Here is a 25779-nt window from a genome sequence, read left to right on the forward strand (position 1 = left end):
TCGTGGAACATGTCGCCGTGGCCGGTCTCCTGGCTTCCGCATCAACGCCGCGCGACCGACCTTCCCGGGCTCCCGCCCAGTGGCCTCCGCCCCACGCGTGGGACGGACGAGGGTCGCGTGGCTCCGCGACTACAGTGGCGAGGGCCGCGCCGGCTTTTCCTCCGGCTTCCCGAGCACCACGGCACGGGCGAGCCTATCCGCCGTCCCGCCCGGACCACCCTTCGCCCTCGGAAGCCACCCCGGCTCGGCTGCCGGCGCTCTCACCGCCCGCGCTGACCTTCCTACCCCGTGCTCGCCGTGCTTAGACTCGGCGTGTGCCAGCTGATCGGGCGAGGACCGAGCTCCCCCCGGTCATGACCACGATCGTGGGCGTGACCGTGGCGCTGGTCAGTGGCATCTTCGGCATCAGCGCGCACGGGCTCGCGGCGGACATGGGCCCGGTCTCGTTCGCCCAGGCGCTCACCGTGGCAGTCACCAGCGCCGGGATCGGCGCCGCCACCGCCGCCGCAGCCCGCTACCGGTTCCCGATCCTCGCCTCGGCGTCAGGACTGATCACCGGGCAGGGCGCCGTCCACATCGCGATGTCCGGCGGGCACTCGCACCACGGGTCCGGCTCGCACCCGCCGGGCCACCACGGCACCGACCCCGCGGCGCTCCGGGCCGCGATGGACACCGCCGCCCACGATGCGCTGGCCTCCGCAACAGCGTTGATGACGCCCGTCATGCTCGCCGCGCACATCGCCGCGATCGGCTCTGCACTACTGGTCATCGCTGCTCTCGCCGGCGCTCTGGCCTGGGTGTCCGCCCGGTCGATGCCGCCGATATCGACAGCGCACCTCGTCGCCGTCGTCGCCGTCGTCCCGGTCCCGCGCGGCGCCGACGCGCCGCTCAAGCGCTACCTGGTCTCCCGCGGTGGGACCAGAGCGCCGCCCGCTGCCGCATAGTCGCAGGTCCCGCACCCGCCGACGCGCGCCACGCCGCGCTCGGGCGGTGCGGTGACATGTCCGGGAGCGGCGCGCGGTGGATCCACCGTCCCCGCCTCCCGTGTCTCACCCGCAGCGGCCGTCAGATCGTCCCGCTGCGCCCACTCGGGCACCGATTCCTTCCCGCCCCGCTCGGCCAGCCAGCGCCGCGCGCAGCCGGGTCTCCGGGTGCCCGCACTCACCGACCTCGCGGCCGCGCACGCCGCTCTCCGCAGACCAGCTCCGTGCTGCCCGGCGGGTAGTACCGACCCGCTCGCGGACCGCCTGATCCCGAAGGGATTCGCCTCTCATGACCGCCACCCATCCGGCCGAGCGCCACACCCGCGACCCCGGTGCTGCCGAACCGGCCCCGCCCGCGCGGCCCCTCTCCGCGCAGCTGGGCGCGATCCTCACCCGCGTCCACTTCTATGCGGGCCTGTTCGTCGCACCGTTCCTCGTCATCGCCGCTCTGTCCGGGGCCCTGTACGCGCTGTCCCCGACACTGGAGCGGCTCGTCTACGCCGAACAACTGACCGCGCCACCCGCGTCCACCGCACTCAGTCTGGAGCAGCAGATCGACGCCGCGCAGGCGCAGTTCCCGGAGCTCGCCGTGGTCCAGATCTGGCCTTCCGACGAGCCCGGCACCACCACCCGGATCCTGTTCGCCGACCCCGCGCTGGACGACGGTCTCAACCGCGCGGTGTTCGTGGACCCCGCCACCGGTGACGTGCGCGGCGACCTGAGCAGCCATTCGGGACTGGGCGAGCTCCCGCTGCGGAGCTGGATCTCCAGCCTGCACCGGGATCTCCACCTCGGCCCGCCCGGCGAGCTCTACTCGGAACTCGCCGCATCCTGGCTGCTGGTCCTGGGGCTCAGCGGAATTGTGCTGTGGTGGCGGAAGGTCCGGTCGACCCGTCACGGGAGGGCCGCAACCACCCGAACACTGCTGCGGGGCTTCCCGGCCCGTCCCGGCTCCCGCCAGAAGGCCATGAGCCTGCACGCCGCGCTCGGCACCTGGTTCGCGATCGCGATCCTCGGCATCGCGGTGACCGGCCTGACCTGGTCGGCGTTCGCCGGAGCCAACGTGGACACGGTCGTGGAGAAGATGAACTGGCGCTCGGATCCGCTGCAGACCTCCCTGGTCGCCGGCGCCGCGACGGACGGGGACGAGCACGCCGGGCACCTGGGGCACGGTTCGGCGGTTTCCGCCTTCGAGGTGCCGGTCGATCAGGTGCCGGTGGTCCTGGCCGCGGCGCACCAGGCCGGTCTCGAGGGCCCGGTGCAGATGGTCCCGCCGGCTGATCCGCACACGGCGTGGTCGGTGAGCGAGCGGTGGGTGCCGTGGACGTTCAGCTCCGATGCTGTGGCTGTGGACGGAGCCACCGGGCAGGTCGTCGACCGTCTCGACTTCCGCGACCTCTCGCTGTACTCGAAGCTGTCCTCGTGGGGCATCTACCTGCACATGGGCATGCTGTTCGGCCTACCGTTGCAGATCGCCCTCGCCGCAACCGCCCTGACGATCGTCGCGCTGACCGTCCTGGGGTATCGGATGTGGTGGACGCGTCGCCCGACGCGCGGGGGCCTGCCCGCCGGTCTGGGCGGGGTCACCGGCCATCGCTGGCCGGCGTATCTCATCGCCGGGGTTCTTGCCGTGGCCGTGGGGCTGTTCCTGCCGTTGCTCGGCGCGTCTCTCGCGCTGTTCGTCGTCGCTGACCTGCTGATATCGCTGCGGCGGTCCGTCGCCGCGAAGCGGCACGCCGAGATCGGGTCCACCACGTAGCGCTCGCCCCTGCCTGCCGGCGCGGAAGCAACGGCAGGCCGGGGCGGAAGCAACGGCAGGCCGGGGCGGCCCTCTCTCCCGGGCCGGGATGCCCTACCCCCGGGTGAGATTGCCCCTCAGAGCCAGTCGTTGCCCCCGAGCTGCAGCTCAGTGACGTCAAGCTGCGGCGTCAGGCCCGTCTCGGGGGCGAGCCCGTGCTTCTCCAAGACGGCGCGGATCGTCTCGGCGGCGTCGATGTTGAGGGGGCTGGAGACCCACATGCCGTAGGGCAGGTTGACGAAGCGGTTCTCGCGGACCGCCTTGAGGTCTCGGCTGGCGGGGTGCGCCTTGAGTGCGGCGATCTTGTCGTCGACGGTCTGCTCGCCGTAGTCGACGAACGCGATCATGTCCGGGTCCTCGGCGGCCAGGCGCTCCCAGCTGACACTTGTCCAGGTGTCGGCCACGTCCTCGGTCGCGCTGCGTGCGCCCGCCGCGTCGATGATCCCCTGAGGCCCGCCGAAGGAGCCGGACGACAGGATGGTGTCGCTGGTGCTGTCGACCAGGAAGATGGTGGGCCTGCCCTCGGGCGCGGGCAGAGCCCGGAGCGCTTCGAGCCGTTCAGCCACGTCGTCGGCGGCCGCGGCACCGGTCTCCGCGTTCCCGGTGATGATCCCGATGTTGCGCAGGTCGGTATCCAGAGCCTCCCACGGATCCATGGTGCCGCGCTGCACCTCGCCCTCGGCCTGGCGGCACGCCTCCGAGAGCTGGTAAACGCCGATGCCGTGCCCGGCGAGGATGTCCGGCGTCAGGCCCCGGGAGTCGGAGAATCCGTAGTTCCAGCCGGCGAACATGACGTCCGGCTCCGCGGCCACGACGTTCTCCAGGGTCGGGCCCTTGCCCGTCACCTCATTGAGCTGGTCGTACTGGTCACCGTACGCCAGACGCAGCAGGTCCTCGTCCTCCGAGGCGGCGGCCACGGCCGCGAGCTGATCGATAGCTCCCGCGGACAGGGCGATGGAGATGATCCCCGAGTCGTAGGCGAACAATTCGTCGACAGTCTCGGGGTAGGTCACCTCCTCGCCGCAGTTGACCACGGTGACCTCTCCCCCGGTGCCGCCGTCGGCGGAGTTCGTGGCATCGGAACCGCATGCGGAGGCCAGGGCCAGGGTGATCGCCAGGGCGGGGCCTGCTGTGATGACTGAACGCTTCATTGCTGATCTCTACTTTCTGTGGTGACCGCGTCCCCGATGAGCAAGTGGGGTCGGCCGGTTCGTGGGTGGGCGACGATGTCGCCGTTGACGCCGAAGACCCCGTCCAGGAGGTCGGCGGTGAATATCTCGACGGGTGGCCCGTAGGCGACGATCCGCCCGTCATCGACCACGGCGACCGCATCGAAGTGACGGAGCACCAGGTCGAGGTCGTGGATCGCGGCCACCACCGTGGAGTGCAGGCTGTCCAGCGCGTCCATGAGCCGGAGTCGCCAGGCGGCGTCGAGGTGGTTGGTGGGTTCGTCGAGCATGAGCAGCGGGGTCTGCTGGGCGAGGGTTCGGGCCAGGACGACCCGGTGGCGCTCGCCTCCGGAGAGCCGGGTGCAGGACTGGTCGCCGCGGCCGGCCAGGCCGACGGTGTGGAGTGCCCGGTCGACGATCTCCTTCTCGCCCTCCTCGCCGAGTGCCCACGGGGTGCGGTGTGGGGTCCTGCCGAGCGCCACCGCTTCGGCGAGGGTGAGTTCCGCCGAGGGGGCTTCTTCCTGCCCCTGGACCGCGATGAGCAGCGCGCGCTGCCGGGACCGCATCCGGTGCACATCGAGACCGTCCACGGTCACCGATCCCTGCACCGGGGCATCCAGGCCGGCCAGGACCCGCAGCAGGGTCGACTTGCCCGCGCCGTTCGGCCCGACCAGGGCGAGGCGGGAGCCGGCGGGGACGTTGAGGTCGACCCCGGAGACGATGACTCTCTTCCCTCTGGCGCAGGACACGTTCTGCGCGACCAGGTGCGCGCTGGCGGCCTGCGTCATGACGCGTTCCCGAAGGTGTAGGCGCGGCGGCCCATGAGCAGCAGGAATACGGGGGCGCCGATGATCCCGGTGACGATGCCCAGCGGCATCTCCTGCGGGGCGGCGACGACCCGGGAGATCACGTCCACCCAGACCAGGAAGAGCGCACCTGCCGCGGCGGCCACGGGGAGCATGGCGCGGTGGGTCGCCCCCACGACGAGCCGGGCGGCGTGGGGGATGATGAGCCCCACGAACCCGACGCCGCCAGCCACGGCGACGAGCACCCCCACCAGTAGTCCCTGGGACACGAAGAGCCCGATCCGCAGGGCCCGCACGGGCACGCCGAGCGAGGCGGCGGTGTCCGATCCGGTTGCATAGGCGTCCAGCCAGGAGTGCACTGCGAGCCCGACGGCCAGCGCGAGCGCCACGACCACCGCGGCGAGCGGGATCTTGGCCCAGGTCGCTCCGGCCACGCTGCCGAGCATCCAGTGCATGACAGTCTCCGCCGAGCGCGAATCGGTGGCGATGAAGACCAGGAACGAGGAGATGGCGGTGAACGCCGAGGAGAGCACCACGCCGGCCAGGATGAGCCGCAGCGCGGTGAGCCCGCCGGTGGCGGTGGCCACCGCGTAGACCAGCAGGGTGGCACCAAGCGCGCCGACGAGTGCGCCGCCGGAGAGGGCCCAGATGCCGAGCCCGCCCAGGAAGCCCATGGTGATCACCGCGGTGGCTCCCACTGCGGCGCCCGCCGAGACGCCGAGGAGATACGGGTCGGCGAGCGGGTTGCGCACGAGGGTCTGCATCGCTGCGCCGGCGAGCGCGAGACCGGCCCCCACCAGCGCCCCGAGCACAGCTCGGGGGAGCCGTAGGTCGAGGATGATGATGGAGTGCGCGCGCTGGGCCTCGCCTCCGGTCATCGCCGCCCACACCGTCCGCCACACATCACCGACCGGGATGTGCTCGGCGCCGAAGGCCACCGAGGTCACGACGCTGATCGCCGTGAGGATCGTGAGCACGATCGCCAACGGGACGGGCGGGATCCTGCGGGCGGAGCGGACCGAGGCCGCGGGTGGTCCGGCGCGTCGGGCGGCCCCCGCCCTCACCACTCTCACCGGGTGCTGCTCCCCGCTCGGGCCCGGGCGGGTGTGTGGCGGAGGCGCTGTCGCACGCGCCGCTCTCCCTCGCTGAGCCGTGGGCATGACGCGCATTCGGTCTTGTCCGACCCCAGCCGGATGAGGCAGCAGGTGTGTCGGTCGTGAACCAGTGCGGGCGGGTTGTCCAGCCGCACCAGCGTCACCAGTGGCCGCTCGCTCAGGGACTTGGCGACGACGCGGGCGCCGTTCTCGACCGCGGCCCGTCGGGAGGTGGGAACGGTCCGGAAGCCGACCCCGAAGGCGCCGGCGCACGACGCCGCCACGCCCCCGAGGGCGGCGCGACGGGTCACGGTCCCGGCGGCCACGCATGCCTCCACCAGCGGAGTCACGTGGTGACGGAGCACGTCGACCAGCGCGGTGGGGTCCGGGCCGCATCCCACCACCGGCGTACCGGGGATCGACACCTCGACGGTGGCACCGGCTGCGTCGAGGTGGGCCCACCAGCGCTCGTGCGCCGGGTCGAGGAGGGTGCCGTCTGCACACCAGGCCGCCACCATGAGGCCAAGGGCCCGGCCCGTGTAGTGCTGGAGTGAGCACAACAGTCCGGGCGCCAGGTGGGAAGTGCCCAGGTGCGTGGAGTAGCGCTGCCCGATCTCGCGCCACGAAGCCGGGTCACGAAGCTCGACGGCGCTCCGCCACGCCGGGTCGTCGTGATCGGGTCTGGATCGGTGGGGCACGGGGTATGCCGCGAGTGCCCGTTCGGCTTCAGCACTGATGCCTGTGCCTACGGGCTCATACGTGGGGTACACGTGTGGCCTTATCTCTTCAAAACCTGTGCGCGAGGTTCGCTCGGATGTCGCGGAACCGACAGGTATTCGGACTCGGGATCGACCCTCCCCGGCGCCTTCCCGGAAATCGCTTCCAGTGGCCTCGTGCCGGTTCGGTACCCCACACCGCTGCGCGCCAGTCCCGGATTCTCACCGGGTTCCCTGGCATCCGTCGGTCTCTGTCGAGATCGGCCGGATGCGGTCAGTTCCGCGCTCAGGGTAGCAGTGTGATCGCCGCGAGCCCGGGGGGCACCGTGCCAGGGGCGCCGCCGGTGCCACACTGTCTGCCGTGAGCACCCCCGATCCGATCCGCCGCACGCGCGGCGACCTGTGCCCCGGCGTCCTGCGTCCGTGGCCGGCCGCCGATGGCGCCCTTGTGCGCCTGCGCGTCCCGGGCGGCCGCGTGTCCCCTGCGTCCCTCGCCGTGCTGGGCGAGGTGGCGAGACGATACGGCGACGACGACGGCAACGTGCACCTCACCACCCGAGCGAACCTGCAGCTTCGCGCGCTGCCCCAGGACTCTGACGGGCAGTTGCCTGCAGAGGTGGTGGCGGCGATCGCGGGGACCGAACTCCTGCCTTCGCCGGGGCATGAGCTAGTGCGGAACATCCTCGTGTCGCCGCTGACGGGGCTCGACCCCGACCAGGCTGCGGGCCGCGCCGACCTCCGGCCGGTGACCGACGCCCTGGATGCCGGACTGCTGGCCGACCCCGCGCTCGGTACGCTGCCGGGCCGGTTCCTGTTCGTGCTGGACGACGGCCGCGGTGACCTGGTGGACCGCTCGTGTGACCTGGGGCTGGTGGTCGTGGGACCCGAGCTGGCGCAGCTGCGGATCGGCGAGGGCTGGGGCGAGGTGGTGCCGCTGTCCGAGGCCGCCGCCCGGTTGGTTGCGCTGGCCTGGGCGTTCGCCGATGCCCGCGGCACCGGACCCGAGGCGCCGTGGCATGTCCGCGAGCTGCTCGCGCAGGCCAGCCCCCCTGCCCCGCCTGCCGCGCTCGCTCCGACCGCCGCCCCCGACCCGCGCCTGCCCGAGCCCACCGGCCCGCTACCCTTCGGCCCGGTCCCCGGCTCGGCGGGCCGGATCGAGCACGTCGCGGCGCCCGGGGGCGTCCTCGCGCCCGCCCTGCTCGAGCGTCTCACGGCGCCGGGGGTCACCGAGCTCGTCGTCACCCCGTGGCGTGGGGTTGTGGCCGTGCACGCGTAGGCTGCCTGCTGTCCCACGGCGAGGAACCCGGTGTGAATCCGGGGCGGTTCCGCCACTGTGAGGCGCGCCCAGCGGGTGTGCCCAGCCAGATACTCGCCGGGGATCAGCGCGCTCCGCCCGGGCGCCGCTGCGCTTTCTCACGCCGGGGCGAGAACCCCGAGGAGGACCTGTCGTGTCTGGAGCTGTCCGGCCGCCGCGTCGCTACGAGTATGTCGATAGCGGCCCCGCCATCTACGTCGACTCCTTTGCCACCATCCGCCGCGAATCCGACCTGTCGCGTGTCCCGGTGGACGCCGAGCGTCTCGCGGTGCGGATGATCCACGGCACGGGTCAGACCGATCTCACCGACGACCTGCAGGTTCACCCTCGGCTCGTCTCCGCCGCCCGGGCCGCTCTCAACGCCGGGGCGCCGATCCTCTGCGACGCCCGCATGGTCGCCTCGGGCGTCACCCGCGCCCGGCTGCCCCGCGACAACGACGTGGTGTGCACTCTGTCCGAGCCGGGCGTCCGCGAGCTGGCCGCCCAGATGGGCACCACCCGCTCCGCGGCGGCGCTCTCGCTGTGGGGTGACCGCCTCGACGGCGCGGTGGTGGCGATCGGCAATGCCCCGACCGCCCTGTTCCACCTGCTGGAGATGCTGCTCGACGGCGCTCCCCGCCCCGCGGCGATCGTCGGCTGCCCGGTGGGCTTCATCGGCGCCGCCGAGTCCAAGGCCGCGCTCGCCTCGTTCGCCGGCGACCATGGCATCGACATCCCGTTCGTCACCGTCCACGGCCGCCGCGGCGGGTCGGCGATGACGGCCTCCGCGCTCAACGCCCTGGCCCAGGAGCAGGAGTGAGCGGCCGCCTGTACGGCGTGGGCGTGGGCCCCGGTGATCCCGAATTGCTCACCCTCAAAGCCGCCCGGCTCATCGGTACCGCCGACGTGGTGGCATTCCATGCCGGTCGCGGTAAGGAATCCAACGCCCGCCGCATCGCCGCCGATCTCATCCCCGCGACCGCGACCGCGATCGAGGAGCGACTCGAATACCCGGTCACGACGGGCACCACCGACCACCCCGGCGGCTACGCGGGCGCGATCGCCGACTTTTACGAGCGCAGCGCAGAGCGGCTTGCCTCTCATCTGGCCGCCGGCCGCGACGTCGTTCTGCTGTCCGAGGGTGACCCGCTGTTCTACGGCTCCTTCATGTACATGCACGACCGGCTCTCGCCCCACTTCGAGACCGAGATCGTCCCCGGGGTGCCGGCCTTCGCCGCCGCGACGGCCACCGCCGCCACTCCCCTGGTCCGGCAGACCGACGTGCTGACTGTTCTGCCCGGCACACTGCCCGAGCCCGAGCTCGCCCGCCGCCTGGCCGACACCGACGGTGCGATCATCATGAAGCTCGGTCGCAACTTCCCTGCCGTCCGACGCGCTCTCGAGGCCGCGGACCGTCTCGATGGAGCGGTGTACGTCGAGCGGGCCTCGATGAGCGCCGAGCAGTTCCACGCCGTGGCCGACGTCGACCCTGCTTCGGTTCCCTACTTCTCTCTCATCGTGGTCCCCGGCGACTCGCGGCACGAGGACCCGACAGGACGTCGCGGTGCTCCCTTGTCCGATGTTTCTGCGGCTGCCGTCGCTCCCGCTACGCCGCCCTCCCTGACCGTTGCCGGTCGCCCCGTCGTCCACGTACTCGGCCTCGGACCCGGCCCGGACTGCTGGCTCACTCCCGAGGTCACCGACGTGCTGTCACAGGTCGATCACGTCGTCGGCTACGCCCCGTACGTCAACCGCGTGCCGCAGCGGGCCGGCCTGACCCGGCACGCCTCCGGCAACACTGTGGAGGTGGACCGGGCGCGTTTCGCCCTCGACCTGGCGCTGGCCGGTGAGCGGGTCGCGGTCGTCTCCGGCGGCGATGCGGGTGTGTTCGGCATGGCCTCGGCCGTGTTCGAGGCCGCTGAGGATCCCGCCTACGCCGAGGTCGACATCCGGGTGGCGCCTGGCGTCTCCGCCGTCCAGGCGGTTGCCGCCCGTGCCGGCGCCCCGATCGGCGCCGACTTCGCCGTGGTGAGCCTGTCTGACCGGCTCAAGCCGTGGTCGGTGGTCGAGCGCCGCCTGGAGGCGATCGCCGCCGCCGACCTGGTGCTCGCCATCTACAACCCGGCTTCTCGCTCACGCACCCACCAGGTGGCCGACGCCCGCGAGGTGCTGCTGCGCCACCGCGATCCCGCCACCCCGGTCGTGGTGGGCCGCGACGTCGGCCGGGCCGAGGAGTCGCTCACGGTCACCACGCTCGGGGAGCTCGACTGCGCGTCAATCGACATGAAGTGCCTTCTCATCGTGGGGGCGTCCGGTACCCGGGTCACCGCCTCGGGTCGGGCGTGGAGCCCGAGGTTCGTTCAGGCGTGATTTAGCCACACGATAACGACGACAGGTGCGAAAACCGCCTCCTGCCTGGCAGCATATCAACGCCAATTACCAGACGTTACGTCATCTGCGCTGATCACCGTGCTCCCCTCTGGGGAGCGCCTCACGACGGGCCGCCTAACCTCGCCTTTTCGCCTCCCGCTCCGGGCTCGACGCGTACAGCCACGACTCCGCCTCCCCCGGCCGCACCAAAGCGCGCCCGACGAGAATCACCGCAGCCTGCCGCAGGCCAGCCGCCTCCACCGCATCCGCGACATCAGCCAGGGTCCCTCGCAGTTCCACCCGATGCGGGCGACTCGCGTTGGCCACTACCGCCACCGGGCAGTCCGCGCCGTGGGTCGGGATCAGCCGCTCGGCCAGCTCGCGAATGCGGGTAATCGCGAGATGCAGCACCAGAGTGGCACCGGTGGCGGCGAAGTTCTCCAGCGCCTCGGCAGAGGGCATCGCCGTGGACCGGGCTTGCGTCCGGGTGAGCACCACCGACTGCACCACCTCGGGAACCGTCAGTTCCACACCCAGCTCAGCGGCCGCAGCTGCATAAGCGGGCACACCCGGGACCACGGCCCACGGCACCCCGGCCGCGTCCAGCCGGCGGGTCTGCTCGGCCAGCGCCGAGTAGATCGACGGATCGCCCGAGCACAACCGCACCACCTCGAGCCCGTCTGCGTGGGCAGCGACGATCTCGCCGATGATCCCGTCCAGATTCAGGTTCTGGGTATCGACCAATCGCGCCACGGGCCGGCAGTGCTCCAACACTCCCTCATCGAGGTACGTCCCCGCGTACAAGCACACATCGGCAGCGCGAAGTAGATCGACCGCCCGCAGCGTGAGCAGGTCGGCGGCGCCGGGGCCCGCTCCTACGAAGTGAACGGTCACCAGTTCTCCTCCATCGCATCACCACGCGGCTTCACGGCCGCCCACTGCACCACGGCCCGCGCCGGCGCCCAGCCGGTGAACGAGCCGATCTGATCGCTGCGTTCCACCTGGAACCGCGTCAGCTCGCCGCCGAACTCGGCGCGGGCGTCGATCATCACGCGTTCGGTCTCCAGCGTCACCGCGTGGGCGACTAGCCGGCCGCCCGGCGCGAGCGCGTCCCAGCACTCTCGCAGCAGGCCAGGGGCGGTGCCGCCTCCGCCGATGAACACCGCGTCGGGTCGGGGTAGGCCCTCCAGCGCGCCCGGGGCGCGGCCCTCCACGATCTCCAGCGAGGGCACCCCCAGCGCCGCGGCGTTGCGCCCGATCCGGGCCGCACGCTCGGGGTCGGCCTCCACGGCGATCGCCCGGCACGCGGGGTGCATCCGCATCCACTCGATGCCCACCGACCCGGCGCCGGCCCCCACGTCCCAGAGCAGCTCCCCGGCCGAGGGCGCGAGCCGGGACAGCGCCGAGGCCCGCAGGTCGCGTCGGGTGAGTTGGCCGTCGTTCTCAAAGGCGTCATCGGGCAGCCCGGGCGCCAGGCCGAGGGGCCGGGCTGAGGCATCGGCCACGCACTCGATTGCCAGGACGTGAAGCTGCGGCGCCGCGCTGCCGGGTGCCCAGTCCCGCGCCACACACCGCTCAGAGGACTCCGCGCGGCTGCCCAGATCGGCCAGCACGGTGAGTGCACTCCCCCCGAAACCAGCCTCGCGGAGCATTGCGGCGACAGCCGACGGGGTGTGCCGGTCGGCGGACAGCACCAGCAGGCGCCGGCCCGGGGCGAGCTCGCGAGACAGCGTCCGGTGGTCACGCAGCACCGCCACCGACTCGGCCGGCCAACGCATCCGGGCCCGCGCCAACGCCACCGAGGACACCGCCGGCAGCACCTTCACCGCCTCGGCGCCGAGCAGCTCGACAAATGTCGAACCGACTCCCGCGACGAGCGGATCACCCGAGGCCAGAGCCACAATTCGCTGGCCCGCGAACCGGGCTAGCGCCTCTGCCACACCCTCGCGGAAGGGCCTCGTCCACGGCACCTGCTCAGCGGAGACCTCAGCTGGGAGCATCGCCAGATGGCGATCGCCGCCGAGCACCACCTCGGCACCGAGGACGGCGCTACGGCGGGCCGCGTCGAGACCTGCCCAGCCGTCACCGCCGATCCCCACCACCGTCACCCGCGCTGTCATGACGCGGAACCCTACAGCCTCCGCCGAGCTGCCTCAGCGCCCAGTCAGACGACCGAGCCTCCCCGCGGCTGCCGATCCAGCCCGGTCGAGGACGTCACAGCTCCGTCGACCAGACGGAGCTGTGAATCGCACCGCGCCGCCATCGATGCGTCATGAGTGACCAGCATCAGTGCCACCCCGAGATCCCGGGCGGTACCCAGGAGGAGATCCATCACGATCCCACCGGATTCGGAATCGAGCGCGCTGGTGGGCTCGTCGGCGAGCACCATCACCGGCTGGTTCATGAGGGCGCGCGCCACCGCCACCCGCTGCCGCTGGCCCCCGGACAGCGCCCCGACCGCCCGCTCTCCAGCGTCACCCAGGCCGACCACACCGAGGAGTTCGTCCGCTCGTCCGCGCACGTCGCGGCGCCGCGCCCGTGACGGTCGTGATCCGAGCCAGGCCATGGCCTCGAGTTGTTCGCGTGCCGTGAGCGACTCGATGAGGTTGGACTGCTGGAACACGATCCCGATGTCCTTCCTGCGCAACTCCGCACCCTCCGCAGGGCTCACCGCGGCCAGGTCCACCATGCCGTCCCGGGTCTGCAGCCACACCTGCCCGGAGTCGGGCGTGGTCAGAGTCGCCGCCACCGCCAACAGGCTGGACTTTCCCGAGCCTGAAGGTCCCGTCACGGCGAGGCTGCGCCCACGATCGATCGAGAGTGAGACGTGGTCGACGGCGGTGACCCTGCCTTCACCGTCGGGGAAGGTCAGGAGGACGTCCTTCATCCTCAGCGCGGTGGTCGACGGCGCCTCGAGCAGAGCGGTGTCGGACATGAGATTCCTTCCGGAGGTAGACGGTTGTTGCAGGAAGTCGGAGGGCGGCGTCATCAGCGAAGGGCCGCTGCGATCGGGGCTGCTCATCGGGCGGCCCCGAGCGCGGAGTTGGGGTCGGCGTTCAGGACCGGCCCCAGCGAGGCGGCCGCGCCGCCCAGACCGAGCACCGCGAGCAGAGCGGCCGGCAGAAGCGTGGTCCCGGCGGAGACGACAAACGGCACAGTGCCGGCCGCGGCCAACCCGAGGAGCGCGACGATCCCCACCCCGCCCCCGATGCCCACGGCCAACACGATCGCGGCCTGTCCGATGGAATCGCGGACGACCATCGCCGTGGACGCACCGAGCGCCTTGAGCACGGCGACATCACGGCGGCGCTGCATCCCCCAGACGGTGAAGAACGCACCCACGACCAGCGCCGTGACAGCCAGCAGCATGTAGGTCATGGTCCTCAGCGAGGTGTTCTCCGCCCGGTGCGAGGGCAACGCACCCACGAGTCCCGCGGAGTCGACCAGGCCGAGGCCCTGATCCAGCACGGCGGAATCAGCGAGTGCTTCCGACGACACCGCGATGGTGGTGGCCGCCCCGCCGCGGGGGGCGAGTTCTCTCCACGTGTCGAGGTCGGTCACCACCACAGGCGTGTGCGAGTGCCAGAGATCGCCGGCGCCTCCGGCGACCGCCAGGGTGTCGCCACCGATTCCGATCTCAACCACGCCGCCGCCCACCTCGTCGTCGACCCCGGTGGACACCAGGACCTCCCCCCTCGACGGCGGGGCCACCGAGCCCACCGGTGCCGCCAGACCCACGGCGACGGCGGACACGCCTGTCTCCGTGCCGTCGTCCACGGTGAGCCGGGCGAGTCCTACCGGCACGGCGGAGGGGTCCAGTGCCGTGATCGACTCCACCTCCCCGTCGGTGAGAGCGGCGCGGTCGAGGTCGACGACACCTTTGTCGTCAGTGGGGAGGACAAAGCTCGAACCGCCCGATCCGAGAGCCCGGAGCGCGGACACGCTCTGGTTCGACAGCCCGGCGGTCAGGCCGAGAAGTCCAGCCACCAGAACGGACAGCAACAGCACGACCCCGGTGATGAGGGTGAACCGCCACCGGGCGGTGCGGAGGTCACGAAGCGCGAAGAACACGGTTTTCCCTTTCCGAAGGCATGCCTCAAGGTTCGTCTCCCGGCCACGGACCCGAATCGGCCGCGAGGTTGGTTCTCCCGAGTCGAAAGGCGGGCCGCTCCTCCACCTTTCGATGGATGCCGGACCCGGCGGGTTACGACTAGCGTCGACCTGGTGACCTCGGAGCCAACGACCGCCGCGGAGCTCCCGCCCGAGTCGGCGGGGGTACGTGTGGTGTTCACCCAACTGCAGATCGCCCTGCACACACTGGTGGCAGCACTGCTCGTGCTCACCCTGGTCGGCGCGCACAGCGACGCCTCCGGCGTCCTCAACGTCCCGGCCGCGGCGACCGCCGCGGGATTCGCTGCCGTGTACTGCATCGGAACCGTGTGGGAGCGCCGTCGCGAGACGGCCAGCACCGTCCGCCTGGGCTGGTTGGCCGCCGTCCTCGTGCTGTGGGCGGCTCTCGTGGTCCAGGTGCCTGAGGCCGCCTACCTCGTGTTCCCACTGTTCTTCCTGGCCCAGTTCCTCCTCGGCGTGTGGACGGGCGCGGCGGCGGTGGCCTTTCTTGCCGCAGTCGCGGTGCTGGCCTTGGGACTACACGAGGGCTTCACCGCCGCGGGGATCATCGGGCCGGTGGTGGGAGCACTCGTGGCGCTCGGTCTGGGGGCCGGCGTGCGCGCGCTACACCGCGAGTCGCAGGCCCGGCGTGCGGTGATCGCCGAACTCATGGCCACGCGCTCCGAGCTCGCCGCCCGGGAACGGGAGGTGGGACGAGAGGCCGAGCGGGCCCGGCTGGCAGGCGAGATCCACGACACCGTGGCGCAGGGGTTGTCCAGCATCGGAATGCTGTTGCACGCCGCCGAGCGCTCGGATCCCTCGCATCCCGCGGTGGAGCAGATCCGTCTCGCCCGCGAGGTGGCGGGCGAGAACCTCACCGAGACGCGCAGGCTCATCGCCGCGCTGCGCCCGGCACCACTCGACGGTGTCTCGCTGGCCGGGGCCCTGCGCCGGATCGCCGAGCGGGTGGGGACCGAGAACCCCGAACTCGCCGTGTCGGTGGGTGGCGATCCGACCGCCGACCCACCCGCGGAACTCTCCGCGGTACTCGTCAGGGTGACTCAGGAGGCCCTGACCAACGCGGTCAAGCACGGGTCGCCCCACCAGATCAGGATCACCCTCGACCACCGCCCCACCTCGGTGCAGCTGGAGGTCCACGACGACGGATGCGGGTTCGACACCACCGCCCTTCGCACCGCGACCTCGTTCGGGCTGGACGGGATGGCCCGTCGGGTCGACGACCTGGGAGGGACACTCGAAGTGGAGTCGGAGGTGGGCGGCGGTACGTCGGTCCGTGCGGTACTGCCGACGGGGACGACGGAGAAGGAGCTGTGACGAGGGTGCGGGTGCTGATCGCGGACGACCACGCGGTGGTGCGCACGGGGCTGCGGGCGCTACTCGCTTCCGATCCGACGATCGAGGTGATCGCAGACGTCGCTGACGCCGGCGCCGCCGTGGAGCGCTGCAGGATCGGGGACGTGGACGTGGTGCTCATGGACCTGCGCTTCTCCGGCGATGCCACCGCCGGGGTCCGGGCCACGGCCAGGATCCGAGAGCTCGCCGACCCTCCCCAGGTCCTGGTTCTCACCAGTCACGACACGGACTCGGACATCCTCGGCGCGATCGAAGCCGGCGCCTGCGGCTACCTCCTCAAGGACGCCGGCCCCGACGAACTCCTGGGCGCGGTCCGCGCCGCCGCAGCGGGCGAGAGTGCGCTCTCCCCCACCGTCGCCGGCAAGCTCATGGGCCGACTACGCGACCCGCGTCCACTACTCACCGATCGCGAAACGGAGGTCCTCCGGGCGGTGGCTGACGGTGCCACCAACAGGCAGGCCGCCGCCTCGCTGAACGTGTCGGAGGCGACCGTCAAAACCCACCTGGTGCACATCTTCGACAAGCTCGGCGTCACCACGCGGACCGCAGCCGTGGCCCGGGCCCGCGAACTCGGAGCCGTCTAGCCGGGCGGGTCCGCTGCTCCCCTGTGCCGCTGGTGACCGGTGCCTGGACTACCCTCAGCACCACAACCGAACACGACCCACAGCACGAGGTGCCCCACGACCCGCCGGCAGGCGGAGCGGAGGGGAGAATCAGGGAAGCCGGTGAGAATCCGGCACAGGGCCCGCTACGGTAACCCGGCCTCTCGAGCAACTGCGCCCAGCGCATGCGCCGCGAGATGAGCCTGGAAGTCCGGAGACCGGCCTCGCGCTGACCAGCCTGGCAGACGAGAGCGGGAGCCCCCATGCCACAGCACTACCCCTTCAGCGCTGTCGTCGGATCCGACGACATGGCGCTGGCCCTCACCCTCACAGCGGTGTCGCCGCAGGTCGGCGGCGTCCTCATCCGCGGCGAGAAGGGCACGGCCAAGTCCACGATGGTCCGCGCCCTCGCCGGAGTCCTCCCGGAGATCGAGGTGGTCACCGGCGACCGCTTCTCCTCCGCGCCCGACGACCGCGGCACCGAGACCCCCGACGGCCGCATCCCCACCGACGCTCCCACCGAGCGGCGGCCGGTCCGCCTGGTCGAGCTTCCGGTCGGGGTGTCCGAGGACCGGATCACCGGGTCGCTGCACCTGGAGAGCGCGCTGTCCGACGGCGTGACCGTGTTCCAGCCCGGCCTGCTCGCTCGCGCCCACCGCGGGATCCTCTACGTGGACGAGGTCAATCTGCTCCACGACCACGTGGTGGACCAGCTCCTCGACGCCGCCGCGATGGGCCGCGTCACCGTCGAGCGCGATGGCCTGTCGGTCGAGCACGCCGCCCGTTTCGTACTGGTCGGCACCATGAATCCCGAGGAGGGCGAGCTCCGCCCGCAGCTGCTGGACCGTTTCGGTCTCACCGTGGAGGTGGCCGCGCCGCGCGACCCCGAACTGCGGGCCGAGGTGGTGCGCCGCCGCATCGCGTTCGAGGCCGACCCCGCCGGGTTCGCCGCCGCGTACGCCGACGACGAGCGTGCCCTGCGTGAGCGGGTCGCCGCCGCCCGGCGCGTCCTCGGCGGGGTCAGGCTCACCGAGTGGGCGCTGGCCACCATCGCGCGGGTCTGCGCGGGCTTCGACGTGGACGGCATGCGCGCCGACATCGTCACCGCCCGCGCGGCCGCAGCCCACGCCGCGTGGCACGGCCGCACGCGCATCGGCCGCGAGGACATCCGGGTCGCCGCGCGCATGGCCCTGCCCCACCGCCGCCGCCGCGCACCGTTCGACGCGCCGGGCCTCGACGAGGAGCTGCTGGACCGGCTGTTGGGCGACGACGACGAGCCCGATCCCGGCCCCCACGACGAGGAGCCACAGGCCGAGGACACCGGTCCGTCCGAGTCCGCCGACGACTCGAGCAGTGCGGACACCCCGTCCACCGACCAAACCCCGGCCGAGGCCTCGGCCGGCGGGCCCGGCAGCGATGCGACCGAGGGCGGCGGGCACGCTCAGCGGGACAGCCCGGCTGACGCCGACGGCAGCCCGGACCCCGACACCGCCCCGGGCTCCGCACCCGGTCCCGCCGCCCCGCAGCCCGGCACCGTGGCCTCGGCGTCGGAGCCGTACCGGACGCGGCTGTTCAGCGTCGCCGGCACCGGCGAGGGTGCGGCCGGCCGGCGGTCGCGGGCCCGCACGAGCAGCGGTCGGCGGGTCGGCGCCGGTGAGTTCACCGGCGCGGACCTGCACCTTCCCGCCACCATCCGCTCGGCCGCGCCGCACCAGGCCGCCCGCGGCCGCGCGGTCGGCAGCGACGCGGCCGCGAACAACCGCCTCCTGCTCGCCCCCGAGGACCTGCGCTCGGCCGTGCGCGAGGGCCGCGAATCCAACCTCGTCCTCTTCTGCGTGGACGCCTCGGGCTCCATGGCCGCCCGCACCCGCATGGAGCAGGTCAAGACCGCGATCCTGTCCCTCCTGCTGGACGCCTACCGCCGCCGCGACAAGGTCGGCCTGGTGACGTTCCGCGGGTCCGCCGCGCACGTCGCACTCCCGCCCACCTCCTCGGTCGACGTCGCGGCCACCCGCCTCGCCGACCTCCCGGCGGGCGGCCGGACCCCACTGGCGGAGGGACTGCTCACCACCGCCGAGGTCCTGCGCATCGAGAGCATCCGCGATCGGCGGCGGCGACCTCTTGTCGTCGTCGTCACCGACGGCCGCGCCACCCACGGCCGGCACGCCCTCGCCCGGTCCCGCACCGCGGCGGCCGGGCTGGCCTCCCTCGGCGTGGCGTCCGTGGTGGTGGACTGCGAGACCGGCCGGTTCCGCATGGGCCTGGCCGCCGAGCTCGCCGCGCACCTCGGCGCCGAGCACGTGCCACTCGGCGAGGTCACCGCGGACGGCCTCACCCGCACCGTCCGAGAACACACCACCGCACCGACCCCCACGACGCGAAACGAGGTCGCCTGATGCCCCAGGGACAACCCACCACCGTCCCCGACGACGGCCTCAGCACCCGCCAGCGCCGCAACCGCCCGCTCGTCATGGTCCACACCGGGCCCGGCAAGGGAAAATCCACCGCCGCGTTCGGCCTGGCCATGCGCGCGTGGAACCAGGGCTGGGACATCGGCGTCTTCCAGTTCGTCAAGTCCGCCAAGTGGCGCATCGGCGAGCAGACCGTCATGGAACGCCTCGGCCGGCTGCACACCGAGACCGGCGAGGGCGGGCCCGTGGAGTGGCACAAGATGGGCTCGGGGTGGTCGTGGTCGCGCAAGGGCGGCACCGAGGACGACCACGCCGCCGACGCCGCCGAGGGCTGGGCCGAGATCAAGCGACGCCTCGCCGCCGAGCGCCACGACCTGTACCTGCTCGACGAGTTCACCTATCCCATGAAGTGGGGCTGGGTGGACGTCGACGACGTGGTGGAGACGTTGGCCACGCGGCCCGGGCGGCAGCACGTGGTGATCACCGGCCGCGACGCCGACCCGCGGCTGCTCGAGGTGGCCGACCTCGTCACCGAGATGACCAAGGTCAAGCACCCCATGGACGCCGGGCAGAAGGGGCAGCGGGGGATCGAGTGGTAAGTGAACTCCCGCGCCTGGTCGTGGCCGCGCCGGCGTCGGGGCACGGCAAGACCACCGTCGCCACCGGCCTCATGGCCGCGCTGCGCCGTACCGGGCGGGAGGTCTCGGGGCACAAGGTGGGCCCCGACTACATCGACCCCGGCTACCACGCCCTCGCCACCGGCCGGCCCGGCCGCAACCTCGACCCGCACCTGGTGGGCGAGGATCGGATCGTACCGCTGCTGCTGCACGGGGCGCGGTTCGGCGGGACTCGCGGCGGACGGCCGGCCGACATCGCGGTGATCGAGGGCGTCATGGGCCTGTACGACGGCCACATCGGCCGCGAAGGGTTCGCCTCCACCGCGCACGTCGCCCGCCTCACCGACTCCCCCGTCGTGCTGGTCGTCGACATCTCGCACGCCTCGCGCACCATCGCCGCCACGGTGCTCGGCATGGCCACGTTCGACGCGGACGTCCGGATCGCCGGGGTGGTGCTCAACAAGGCGGGGTCCGTACGCCACTCCGACGAGGTCCGCCGCGCCCTCGCGCCCCTGGGCATTCCCGTGCTGGGCGTGCTCCAGCGCGACGACGACGTCACAGCTCCCTCCCGCCACCTCGGCCTGGTCCCCGCCGCCGAGCGCCCCGAGGCCGCGCGGTCCCTCGACCACCTCGCCGGGAAGGTCGCCGCATCCATCGACCTCGAGGCCGTCATGCGCATCGCGCGGTCCGCGCCGCCGCTGCGCGGGCAGGCGTGGTCGGCGCGGGAGGCGGTGACAGGTGGCGGGCGCGGATCCGGCGACGACGACAAGGGCCGCCCGCTCATCGCCGTGGCCGGCGGCCGGGCCTTCACGTTCCGCTACGCCGAGACGGTCGAACTGCTCGAGGCGGCCGGCTGCTCGGTCGCGCCGTTCGACCCGCTGGCCGACGAGTCCCTGCCCGACGGGACCGCGGGGATCTACCTGGGAGGCGGGTTCCCCGAGGTGCACGCGGGCGACCTCGCCGCCAACGAGCCCATGCTGCGGGCACTGCGCGCGGCGACGTCCGCGGGCGTGCCGACGGTCGCCGAATGCGCGGGGCTGCTGTATCTCTGCCGGAGCCTGGACGGCGTGCCGATGGTGGGCGCGATCGACGCCGACGCCGCCATGGCCCCGCGGCTCACGCTGGCCTACCGACGCTCAACGGCCGTGGCCGACAGCGTCCTCGCCGCCGCAGGCACCGAGGTCACCGGGCACGAGTTCCACCGCACGGCGGTCACGCCTGCGGCGGGTGCGGACACGGAGCCGCGGCCGACGGGGCAGGGCTCAGGCGCGGGCCCGGGCCCGGGCTTGAGCGCGAGCCCGGCGTGGACGAGCAGTGCGGGGCCGGAGGGCTTTGTCACCGGCTCGATCCACGCCTCGTACCTGCACACGCACTGGGCGGGGCATCCTGCGCTGGCGGTACGGTTCGCGGAGCTGGTCCGGGCGTTCGCCGGAGCGCCCCAACCGCCCCGCCGAGCGTCGGGTCGCCGGCCAGCCCAACTCGCCCGGCCCTGACCCCGGTTTGGTCGTAGCCATCGCGGGGATGCGGCCGGAATCGCTCGATGGCTACGACCAGTTCCGCGATGATGACGACCGAACAAGATTGGGCTGGGCATCGACCGGACCAGCGCCCCGGCCGACCGCGGCAAGCGAGGAGACCATGAGAGCGTCCACGACGTCATCACAGCCCACTTCGAGGCCTACAACAGCGAGGACCCGCACCAGCTGGCGGCCGTGCTGCACGAGGACGCGGTCCTGCACTCCGCCGCCGGGACGCAGCTCGGGCTCTCCGCCTACCTCGACACCTACCGCGCGATGACCAGCACATTCGTCGACCGCATGACGCCCGAAGAGATCCAGGTCGACGGCGACACGGCCACCGTCACCATCGTGAACACGCTCACCGCGCGCGCTGACGTGAAGGACTTCATGGGGATGTCGCTCGACGAGGGGCAGGCCATGACACTGAACCTCAAGGGCCGGTACACCGTGGACGGCGACCGGATCCGGGAGATCAACCTCGAATTGCTCTAGCGGGAGTCGGCCGGGCGCTCCACGACGGGCCAGGCGGTCCGCGACTGACACGACGCGAGACTTTGGTGTAGTTACTGCGATGAACCGGCCGGATTCTCGCAGTAGCTACACCGAAGTTCGCCTAGGAGTTCGCGGCGGACGCGCTGACCCAGTCCGCGGCGGCCACGGCGTCGCTGACCACCTGCACACCCGGCGCGGGGCCGGGTCGGCGCACCACCACGACCGGCACGCCGAGCTCGTCGGCCACAGCCATCTTCGACCACGTGTGGTCGCCGCCCGAGTCCTTGGTGACCAGCACGTCCACGCCGTGGTCGGCGAAGAGCTCGCGCTCGTCGTCAAGCGAATAGGGGCCCCGGCTCAGCAGCAGCTGCCACGGCTCGGGCAGCGCCACCTCGGGCGGGTCCACCACCCTGACCAGCGCCTGATGCTCGGCGAGGGGGCTCACGAACCTGTCCAGCGACTGCCGCCCGATCGTGAGGAACGGCCGACGGCCCAGTCGGGAGGTGGTCGCCGCGGCCTCGTCGTGATCGCCCACCCAATGCCAGCGGTCGGCCCCCGGGGCGGCAGCCCAGCCGGGGCGCTCGAGGCGCAGCAGCGGGACCCGCGCGGCCGCGCACGCAGCAGCGGCGTTGGTCGAGATGCCCGCCGCGAACGGGTGGGTGGCATCGACGACCGCGGACACGCCGGCCTCGATCAGGTACCGCTGCAGCCCGTCGACGCCGCCGAACCCGCCGATCCGCACCTGGCCCACCGGCAGTCGCGGCCGCGCGACCCGCCCCGCGAGCGACGACAACGCCGGCACCCCGCGCTCGACCAACAGGGCGGCGAGCTCGCGGGCCTCGGCCGTGCCGCCCAAAACGAGGATCACCGGTCGGCACCCGGCGGGAGCGCGGGCATGGCGGGCGCACCGTCGCGCGCCAACTCGAGCAGCGCGTCCAGGTCGAGGTGCTCCTCGGCGAGGTCGCCCAGCAGGTCGAGGCGGCGCTCCCGCGCGGCGGCGAAGCTCACGTCCGAGCGCTCGCGGGTCCGCCCCAGCCCTGCCGCGACCTCGTCCAGGAACGCGCCCCGGAAACCGTCCGACTCGAGACTCCCGTGCCACATCGTGCCGAACACCCGACCCCGCCGGGCCCCGCCGGGGAACACCTCGTCGTCGTCGCCCGTCTCTCCCCCGCCGCCGACGCTCACCCGGCCGTGATGGATTTCGTACCCGCTCACCGGCTGCCCCAGCGCGGTCCCGGTGGGCAGGCGCAGCACCTTCTCCGCGCCGAACCGCGTGGTCACGTCGAGCAGGCCGAGGCCGGTCACGCGCGCGCCGGGAGAGCCCTCGATGCCGTCGGGGTCGGCGATCTCGCCGCCGAGTATCTGGAAGCCGCCGCAGATCCCCAGCACCGTGCCGCCGCGCTCGACATGTGTAATGACCGCGCGGTCGAGGCCCCGCGAGCGGAGCCACGCAAGGTCGTCGAGGGTCGCCCTGGTCCCGGGGACGACGACGAGGTCCGCGCCCGCGAGGTCGCGGGGCTCCGTGACATAGGCGACCTCGACGTCGGCTTCGAGGCCGAGGGCGTCGACGTCGGTGAAGTTGCTGATGCGTGGCAGACGGAGCACCGCCACGCGCAGGGCGGTGGGCGCGTCGGCGGTGCGCGGGCTCACCGCGAGGGCGTCCTCGGAGTCCAGCCACAGGTCGGGATCCCACGGCAGCACCCCGTGGACCGGGCGGCCGGTGAGCGCGGTGAGCTGGTCCAGTCCGGGTGCGAGCAGGCTCGGGTCGCCGCGGAACTTGTTGACGACGAATCCGGCGATCAGCCGCTGATCGGCCGGCTCGAGCAGCGCGACCGTCCCGAACAGCGCCGCGAAGACGCCGCCGCGGTCGATGTCGCCCACCACCACGACCGGCATGTCGGCGTGGCGTGCCAGACCCATGTTGACGTAGTCGCTCGAGCGCAGGTTGATCTCCGCCGGGCTTCCCGCGCCCTCGCAGATGATGAGGTCGTAGCGGGAGGCCAGATCGTCGTACGCCGCGAACGCCGCCTCGGCCAGGTGGGCGCGCCCGTCCACGAAGTCCCGCGAAGACACCGAGCCCGCCGGCTGCCCCATCACCACCACGTGGCTGCGGCGGTCGCCGCCCGGCTTGAGCAGCACCGGGTTCATCGCCGGCTCGGGCTCGGCGCGCGCGGCGAGGGCCTGGATCCACTGGGCGCGGCCGATCTCGGCGGTGCCCGCGGACGCCGTATCGGCGGGCCCGGCTGCGTGGTGGGCGGACACGACCATCGAGTTGTTGGACATGTTCTGCGCCTTGAACGGCGCCACCTTCAGGCCCCGGCGGGCGAAGGCGCGGCACAGGGCGGTGGTGACGACGCTCTTGCCCGCATCGGAGGTGGTTCCTGCGACGAGCAGGGAGGCCGCCGGGGCGGGCGGGGCGACCCGCTCCCCGCGCGGAGGGCGCGAGATATTCATGTGCTGGGGGCTCCTCGGCCGGCATGCGCCGACCACGGACGCGGGCGGCGGTCGGCAGGTATCGGGCTCGACCCCTCCCCGCCGGACACCGAGGCGCCGAGGCGGAAATGGTCACACCGTTGCGGGACAGCCCCGGATTCTCACCGGGTTCCCTTGACCAACGCACAGGATGCTACCCACAGACGACAGGGCCCGCCTCCCGCACTGGGAGGCGGGCCCTGTCAGCGGCGCGGGGTTCGCTGCGGCGCGCGGTGCGCTGTGGCGCGCGGTGCGCGGTGCGCTGTGGCGCGCGCTGCGCTGTGGCGCGCGGTGCGTTGCGGCGCGTCAGGCGGAGGCGCCCCCGGACCGGGCGGCCCGGCCGATCTCGGCATCCTCGGTGTACATCGAGGTCTTGCTGGTCTCCGGCGCGAGGATCAGCGCGATGATCGTCAGCACCGACAGGCCCACGAGGTAGTAGCCGACGTAGGCGACCGAGTAGTTCTGCACCAGCCACACCGCGACGAACGGGGTGAGCGCCGCGCCGAGGATCGCGGAGAAGTTGTAGGCCACACCCGAGCCCGTGTACCGGGTGTTGGTGGGGAACAGCTCCGGCAGCACCGCCGACATCGGACCGAAGGTCAGGCCCATGAGCATCATGCCCACGCTGAGGAACAGCAGCATGCGGGTTACGTCCAGGCCCTCGCCGGTGCCCATCGCGTCCGGGTTCAGCCACCAGCCGAAGCTCAGGCCGAACACGATGATCGCGGCGGTGACGCCGATGAGCATCCGGCGCCGACCGAGCACGTCCGCCAGCCAGCCGGCGACCGGCACGAACGCGGCGAACAGGAGGATCGCGATGACCTGGATGATGAGGAACGACTGGTAGCCGTAGCCCAGCCCGCCGGTCTCCTCGGCGCCGATAGCGAACGACAGGATCCACGTGGTCATGAGGTAGAACAGGCCGTAGGTGGCCAGCATGATGAACGTGCCGAGGATGATCTCCCACCAGTTGCGGCGGAACACCTCGGACACCGGGGTCTTGACCCGCTCGTTGTTCGCGACCGCCCGGGCGAAGACCGGGGTCTCCTCGATGCGCAGCCGCACGTACAGGCCCACGCCGACCATGACGATGGACAGCAGGAACGGCAGGCGCCAGCCCCACACGAGGAACGGCTCGCCCAGGTCGGCGGCGGTGGAATCGTAGGAGAACCAGATGGTCAGCAGCAGGAAGATGCCGTTGGCCAGGATGAAGCCGAACGGTGCGCCGAGCTGCGGCCACATCGCGGCGAACCCACGCTTGCCCGGCTGCGCCGTCTCCGACGCCAGCAGCGCCGCACCCGACCACTCGCCGCCCAGGCCGATGCCCTGGAAGAAGCGCAGGATCGTGAGCATCGCGGGGGCCCACAGGCCGATCTGGTGGATCGTCGGCAGCAGGCCGATGAGGAACGTGGCGATACCCATGGTGAGCAGGGCGCCGACGAGCGTGACCTTGCGGCCGAGACGGTCACCGTAGTGCCCGAAGACGATGGACCCGAGCGGGCGGGCGATGAACGCGGTGCCGAACGTGGCCATCGACGCCAGCAGTGCCGTGCTGGCGTCGCCGCCGGCGAAGAACAGCAGCGGGAAGACCGACACCGCGGCGGTGGCGAAGATGTAGAAGTCGTAGAACTCGATCGTGGTGCCGATGAGCGAGGCGAGGATGATCCGGTGACGGGGCACCGGCTCGGCCGAGATCGTCTCGGCGACCGCGGCCGTGCTCCCGTGGGGATCGATCTTCCCGTCAGACGTTGCCATGTTCCTCCTAGGTCCGGGTAGCGGGGGTGGCTACCGATGACCGCGACAAGGCTAGGCGGATTGGTGATCTCGGTCACGTCGCCCAGCGGTGGATGTGCACGTGGCACAGTGTGGATCGTCATTTTTCTCGCCCGCTGGGCACCGTGTCCAATCCCGGACACGCCGTCGGGTGTACGGGCGGGGGTGTGACGACGAC

22 protein-coding genes and 5 riboswitches are annotated in these 25779 nt (G+C 72.3%); of the genes, 11 read left to right on the top strand and 11 right to left on the bottom strand.

Translation table 11 applies throughout. The annotated features are described in order from the left end of the window. Positions 1-2 precede the first annotated feature (2 nt). Positions 3-196, bottom strand: a riboswitch (cobalamin riboswitch). A 118-nt stretch (positions 197-314) separates the two neighbouring features. Continuing rightward, the gene (locus DPA01S_RS09665) at positions 315-944 is read left to right on the top strand and encodes a hypothetical protein (RefSeq protein WP_109149007.1); all 630 of its coding nucleotides are present in this window, start codon (positions 315-317) and stop codon (positions 942-944) included. A gap of 328 nt (positions 945-1272) precedes the next feature. Beyond that, positions 1273-2742 (top strand): PepSY-associated TM helix domain-containing protein, encoded by a 1470-nt coding sequence (locus DPA01S_RS09670; protein WP_061915795.1) that lies wholly within the window; start codon positions 1273-1275, stop codon positions 2740-2742. Positions 2743-2858: 116 nt separating this feature from the next. Here DPA01S_RS09670 and DPA01S_RS09675 read toward each other — a convergent pair whose 3' ends face one another. Genes DPA01S_RS09675 through DPA01S_RS09690 form a run of 4 tightly spaced genes read right to left on the bottom strand, consistent with a single transcriptional unit; the run spans position 2859 to position 6548 of the window. After that, on the bottom strand, positions 2859-3932 hold the full coding sequence (locus tag DPA01S_RS09675; RefSeq protein WP_061915797.1) for an ABC transporter substrate-binding protein: 1074 nt from the start codon (positions 3930-3932) through the stop codon (positions 2859-2861). Continuing rightward, positions 3929-4738, bottom strand: coding sequence for an ABC transporter ATP-binding protein (locus DPA01S_RS09680; protein WP_061915801.1), 810 nt, complete (start codon positions 4736-4738; stop codon positions 3929-3931). Before DPA01S_RS09680 ends, DPA01S_RS09675 begins: the two co-directional genes overlap by 4 nt. Beyond that, positions 4735-5829, bottom strand: coding sequence for a FecCD family ABC transporter permease (locus tag DPA01S_RS09685; protein ID WP_371441635.1), 1095 nt, complete (start codon positions 5827-5829; stop codon positions 4735-4737). Before DPA01S_RS09685 ends, DPA01S_RS09680 begins: the two co-directional genes overlap by 4 nt. Next, complete coding sequence (locus DPA01S_RS09690; protein WP_061915804.1) at positions 5826-6548, bottom strand: hypothetical protein; 723 nt, start codon at positions 6546-6548, stop codon at positions 5826-5828. The genes DPA01S_RS09685 and DPA01S_RS09690 overlap by 4 nt, the downstream gene beginning before the upstream one ends. A gap of 112 nt (positions 6549-6660) precedes the next feature. Beyond that, a riboswitch (cobalamin riboswitch) is annotated at positions 6661-6846 on the bottom strand. Between the two features lie 81 nt (positions 6847-6927). On the opposite strand from DPA01S_RS09690, the gene DPA01S_RS09695 reads away from it, so the two are divergent. The 3 genes from DPA01S_RS09695 to DPA01S_RS09705 all read left to right on the top strand — a co-directional run bounded on the left by DPA01S_RS09695 (position 6928) and on the right by DPA01S_RS09705 (position 10230). Continuing rightward, positions 6928-7842 carry a ferredoxin-like domain-containing protein gene (locus DPA01S_RS09695; protein WP_153038719.1) on the top strand — a complete coding sequence of 305 codons (915 nt, stop codon included), beginning with the start codon at positions 6928-6930 and terminating at the stop codon, positions 7840-7842. Further along, a riboswitch (cobalamin riboswitch) is annotated at positions 7835-7957 on the top strand. (Overlaps the previous gene by 8 nt.) Positions 7958-8014: 57 nt before the next feature. Next, positions 8015-8680: a precorrin-8X methylmutase gene (locus tag DPA01S_RS09700; RefSeq protein WP_061915807.1), complete on the top strand. Its 666-nt coding sequence runs from the start codon at positions 8015-8017 to the stop codon at positions 8678-8680. Beyond that, on the top strand, positions 8677-10230 hold the full coding sequence (locus tag DPA01S_RS09705; protein ID WP_061915810.1) for a precorrin-2 C(20)-methyltransferase: 1554 nt from the start codon (positions 8677-8679) through the stop codon (positions 10228-10230). The genes DPA01S_RS09700 and DPA01S_RS09705 overlap by 4 nt, the downstream gene beginning before the upstream one ends. Before the next feature lie 135 nt (positions 10231-10365). Here the strand turns inward: DPA01S_RS09705 and DPA01S_RS09710 are convergent, their stop codons facing one another. The 4 genes from DPA01S_RS09710 to DPA01S_RS09725 form a co-directional block, all read right to left on the bottom strand. Then, a complete protein-coding gene (locus DPA01S_RS09710; RefSeq protein WP_061915813.1) occupies positions 10366-11124 on the bottom strand; it encodes a cobalt-precorrin-4/precorrin-4 C(11)-methyltransferase in 759 nt (252 codons plus the stop codon). After that, positions 11121-12350 (bottom strand): bifunctional cobalt-precorrin-7 (C(5))-methyltransferase/cobalt-precorrin-6B (C(15))-methyltransferase, encoded by a 1230-nt coding sequence (locus tag DPA01S_RS09715; RefSeq protein WP_061915816.1) that lies wholly within the window; start codon positions 12348-12350, stop codon positions 11121-11123. The genes DPA01S_RS09710 and DPA01S_RS09715 overlap by 4 nt, the downstream gene beginning before the upstream one ends. 44 nt (positions 12351-12394) lie before the next feature. After that, positions 12395-13165, bottom strand: coding sequence for an ABC transporter ATP-binding protein (locus DPA01S_RS09720; protein WP_061915819.1), 771 nt, complete (start codon positions 13163-13165; stop codon positions 12395-12397). 83 nt (positions 13166-13248) lie between these two features. Next, the gene (locus DPA01S_RS09725) at positions 13249-14301 is read right to left on the bottom strand and encodes an FtsX-like permease family protein (protein ID WP_061915822.1); all 1053 of its coding nucleotides are present in this window, start codon (positions 14299-14301) and stop codon (positions 13249-13251) included. Positions 14302-14454: 153 nt separating this feature from the next. Here DPA01S_RS09725 and DPA01S_RS09730 point away from each other — a divergent pair, with 153 nt between their 5' ends. The 6 genes from DPA01S_RS09730 to DPA01S_RS09755 all read left to right on the top strand — a co-directional run bounded on the left by DPA01S_RS09730 (position 14455) and on the right by DPA01S_RS09755 (position 21356). Further along, a complete protein-coding gene (locus tag DPA01S_RS09730; protein WP_061915825.1) occupies positions 14455-15675 on the top strand; it encodes a sensor histidine kinase in 1221 nt (406 codons plus the stop codon). After that, a complete protein-coding gene (locus tag DPA01S_RS09735) occupies positions 15672-16298 on the top strand; it encodes a response regulator transcription factor (protein ID WP_083961769.1) in 627 nt (208 codons plus the stop codon). The genes DPA01S_RS09730 and DPA01S_RS09735 overlap by 4 nt, the downstream gene beginning before the upstream one ends. A gap of 70 nt (positions 16299-16368) precedes the next feature. Next, positions 16369-16557: riboswitch (cobalamin riboswitch) on the top strand. A 22-nt stretch (positions 16558-16579) separates the two neighbouring features. Then, entirely contained in the window at positions 16580-18712 is a 2133-nt protein-coding gene (locus DPA01S_RS09740; protein ID WP_061915830.1) for a magnesium chelatase subunit D family protein, read from the top strand. Beyond that, a complete protein-coding gene (gene cobO / locus DPA01S_RS09745; RefSeq protein WP_061915833.1) occupies positions 18712-19326 on the top strand; it encodes a cob(I)yrinic acid a,c-diamide adenosyltransferase in 615 nt (204 codons plus the stop codon). The genes DPA01S_RS09740 and cobO overlap by 1 nt, the downstream gene beginning before the upstream one ends. Next, entirely contained in the window at positions 19320-20837 is a 1518-nt protein-coding gene (locus tag DPA01S_RS09750) for a cobyrinic acid a,c-diamide synthase CobB (RefSeq protein WP_061915837.1), read from the top strand. Before cobO ends, DPA01S_RS09750 begins: the two co-directional genes overlap by 7 nt. A 99-nt stretch (positions 20838-20936) precedes the next feature. Then, entirely contained in the window at positions 20937-21356 is a 420-nt protein-coding gene (locus tag DPA01S_RS09755) for a nuclear transport factor 2 family protein (protein ID WP_081470504.1), read from the top strand. A 121-nt stretch (positions 21357-21477) separates the two neighbouring features. On the opposite strand, the gene DPA01S_RS09760 is transcribed toward DPA01S_RS09755, so the two are convergent. From DPA01S_RS09760 to DPA01S_RS09770, 3 genes are all read right to left on the bottom strand, one after another. Continuing rightward, positions 21478-22224, bottom strand: a complete 747-nt coding sequence (locus tag DPA01S_RS09760; RefSeq protein ID WP_061915840.1) for a cobalt-precorrin-6A reductase — start codon at positions 22222-22224, stop codon at positions 21478-21480. Beyond that, positions 22221-23810, bottom strand: a complete 1590-nt coding sequence (locus DPA01S_RS09765; RefSeq protein WP_061915843.1) for a cobyric acid synthase — start codon at positions 23808-23810, stop codon at positions 22221-22223. The genes DPA01S_RS09760 and DPA01S_RS09765 overlap by 4 nt, the downstream gene beginning before the upstream one ends. Before the next feature lie 36 nt (positions 23811-23846). Beyond that, positions 23847-24005: riboswitch (cobalamin riboswitch) on the bottom strand. A 129-nt stretch (positions 24006-24134) separates the two neighbouring features. Beyond that, positions 24135-25583: an MFS transporter gene (locus DPA01S_RS09770; protein ID WP_061915845.1), complete on the bottom strand. Its 1449-nt coding sequence runs from the start codon at positions 25581-25583 to the stop codon at positions 24135-24137. Between the last annotated feature and the right edge of the window lie 196 nt (positions 25584-25779).

This window comes from Dietzia papillomatosis NBRC 105045, assembly GCF_001570845.1.
GTDB lineage: Bacteria > Actinomycetota > Actinomycetes > Mycobacteriales > Mycobacteriaceae > Dietzia > Dietzia cinnamea.

Excerpts from the sequence above, each read along its gene's own strand:
- DPA01S_RS09675 (WP_061915797.1), bottom strand. The coding sequence starts at position 3,932 with ATGAAGCGTTCAGTCATCACAGCAGGCCCCGCCCTGGCGATCACCCTG.
- cobO (WP_061915833.1), top strand. The coding sequence starts at position 18,712 with ATGCCCCAGGGACAACCCACCACCGTCCCCGACGACGGCCTCAGCACC.
- DPA01S_RS09770 (WP_061915845.1), bottom strand. The coding sequence starts at position 25,583 with ATGGCAACGTCTGACGGGAAGATCGATCCCCACGGGAGCACGGCCGCG.
- DPA01S_RS09765 (WP_061915843.1), bottom strand. The coding sequence starts at position 23,810 with ATGAATATCTCGCGCCCTCCGCGCGGGGAGCGGGTCGCCCCGCCCGCC.
- DPA01S_RS09740 (WP_061915830.1), top strand. The coding sequence starts at position 16,580 with ATGCCACAGCACTACCCCTTCAGCGCTGTCGTCGGATCCGACGACATG.
- DPA01S_RS09720 (WP_061915819.1), bottom strand. The coding sequence starts at position 13,165 with ATGTCCGACACCGCTCTGCTCGAGGCGCCGTCGACCACCGCGCTGAGG.
- DPA01S_RS09715 (WP_061915816.1), bottom strand. The coding sequence starts at position 12,350 with ATGACAGCGCGGGTGACGGTGGTGGGGATCGGCGGTGACGGCTGGGCA.
- DPA01S_RS09670 (WP_061915795.1), top strand. The coding sequence starts at position 1,273 with ATGACCGCCACCCATCCGGCCGAGCGCCACACCCGCGACCCCGGTGCT.
- DPA01S_RS09680 (WP_061915801.1), bottom strand. The coding sequence starts at position 4,738 with ATGACGCAGGCCGCCAGCGCGCACCTGGTCGCGCAGAACGTGTCCTGC.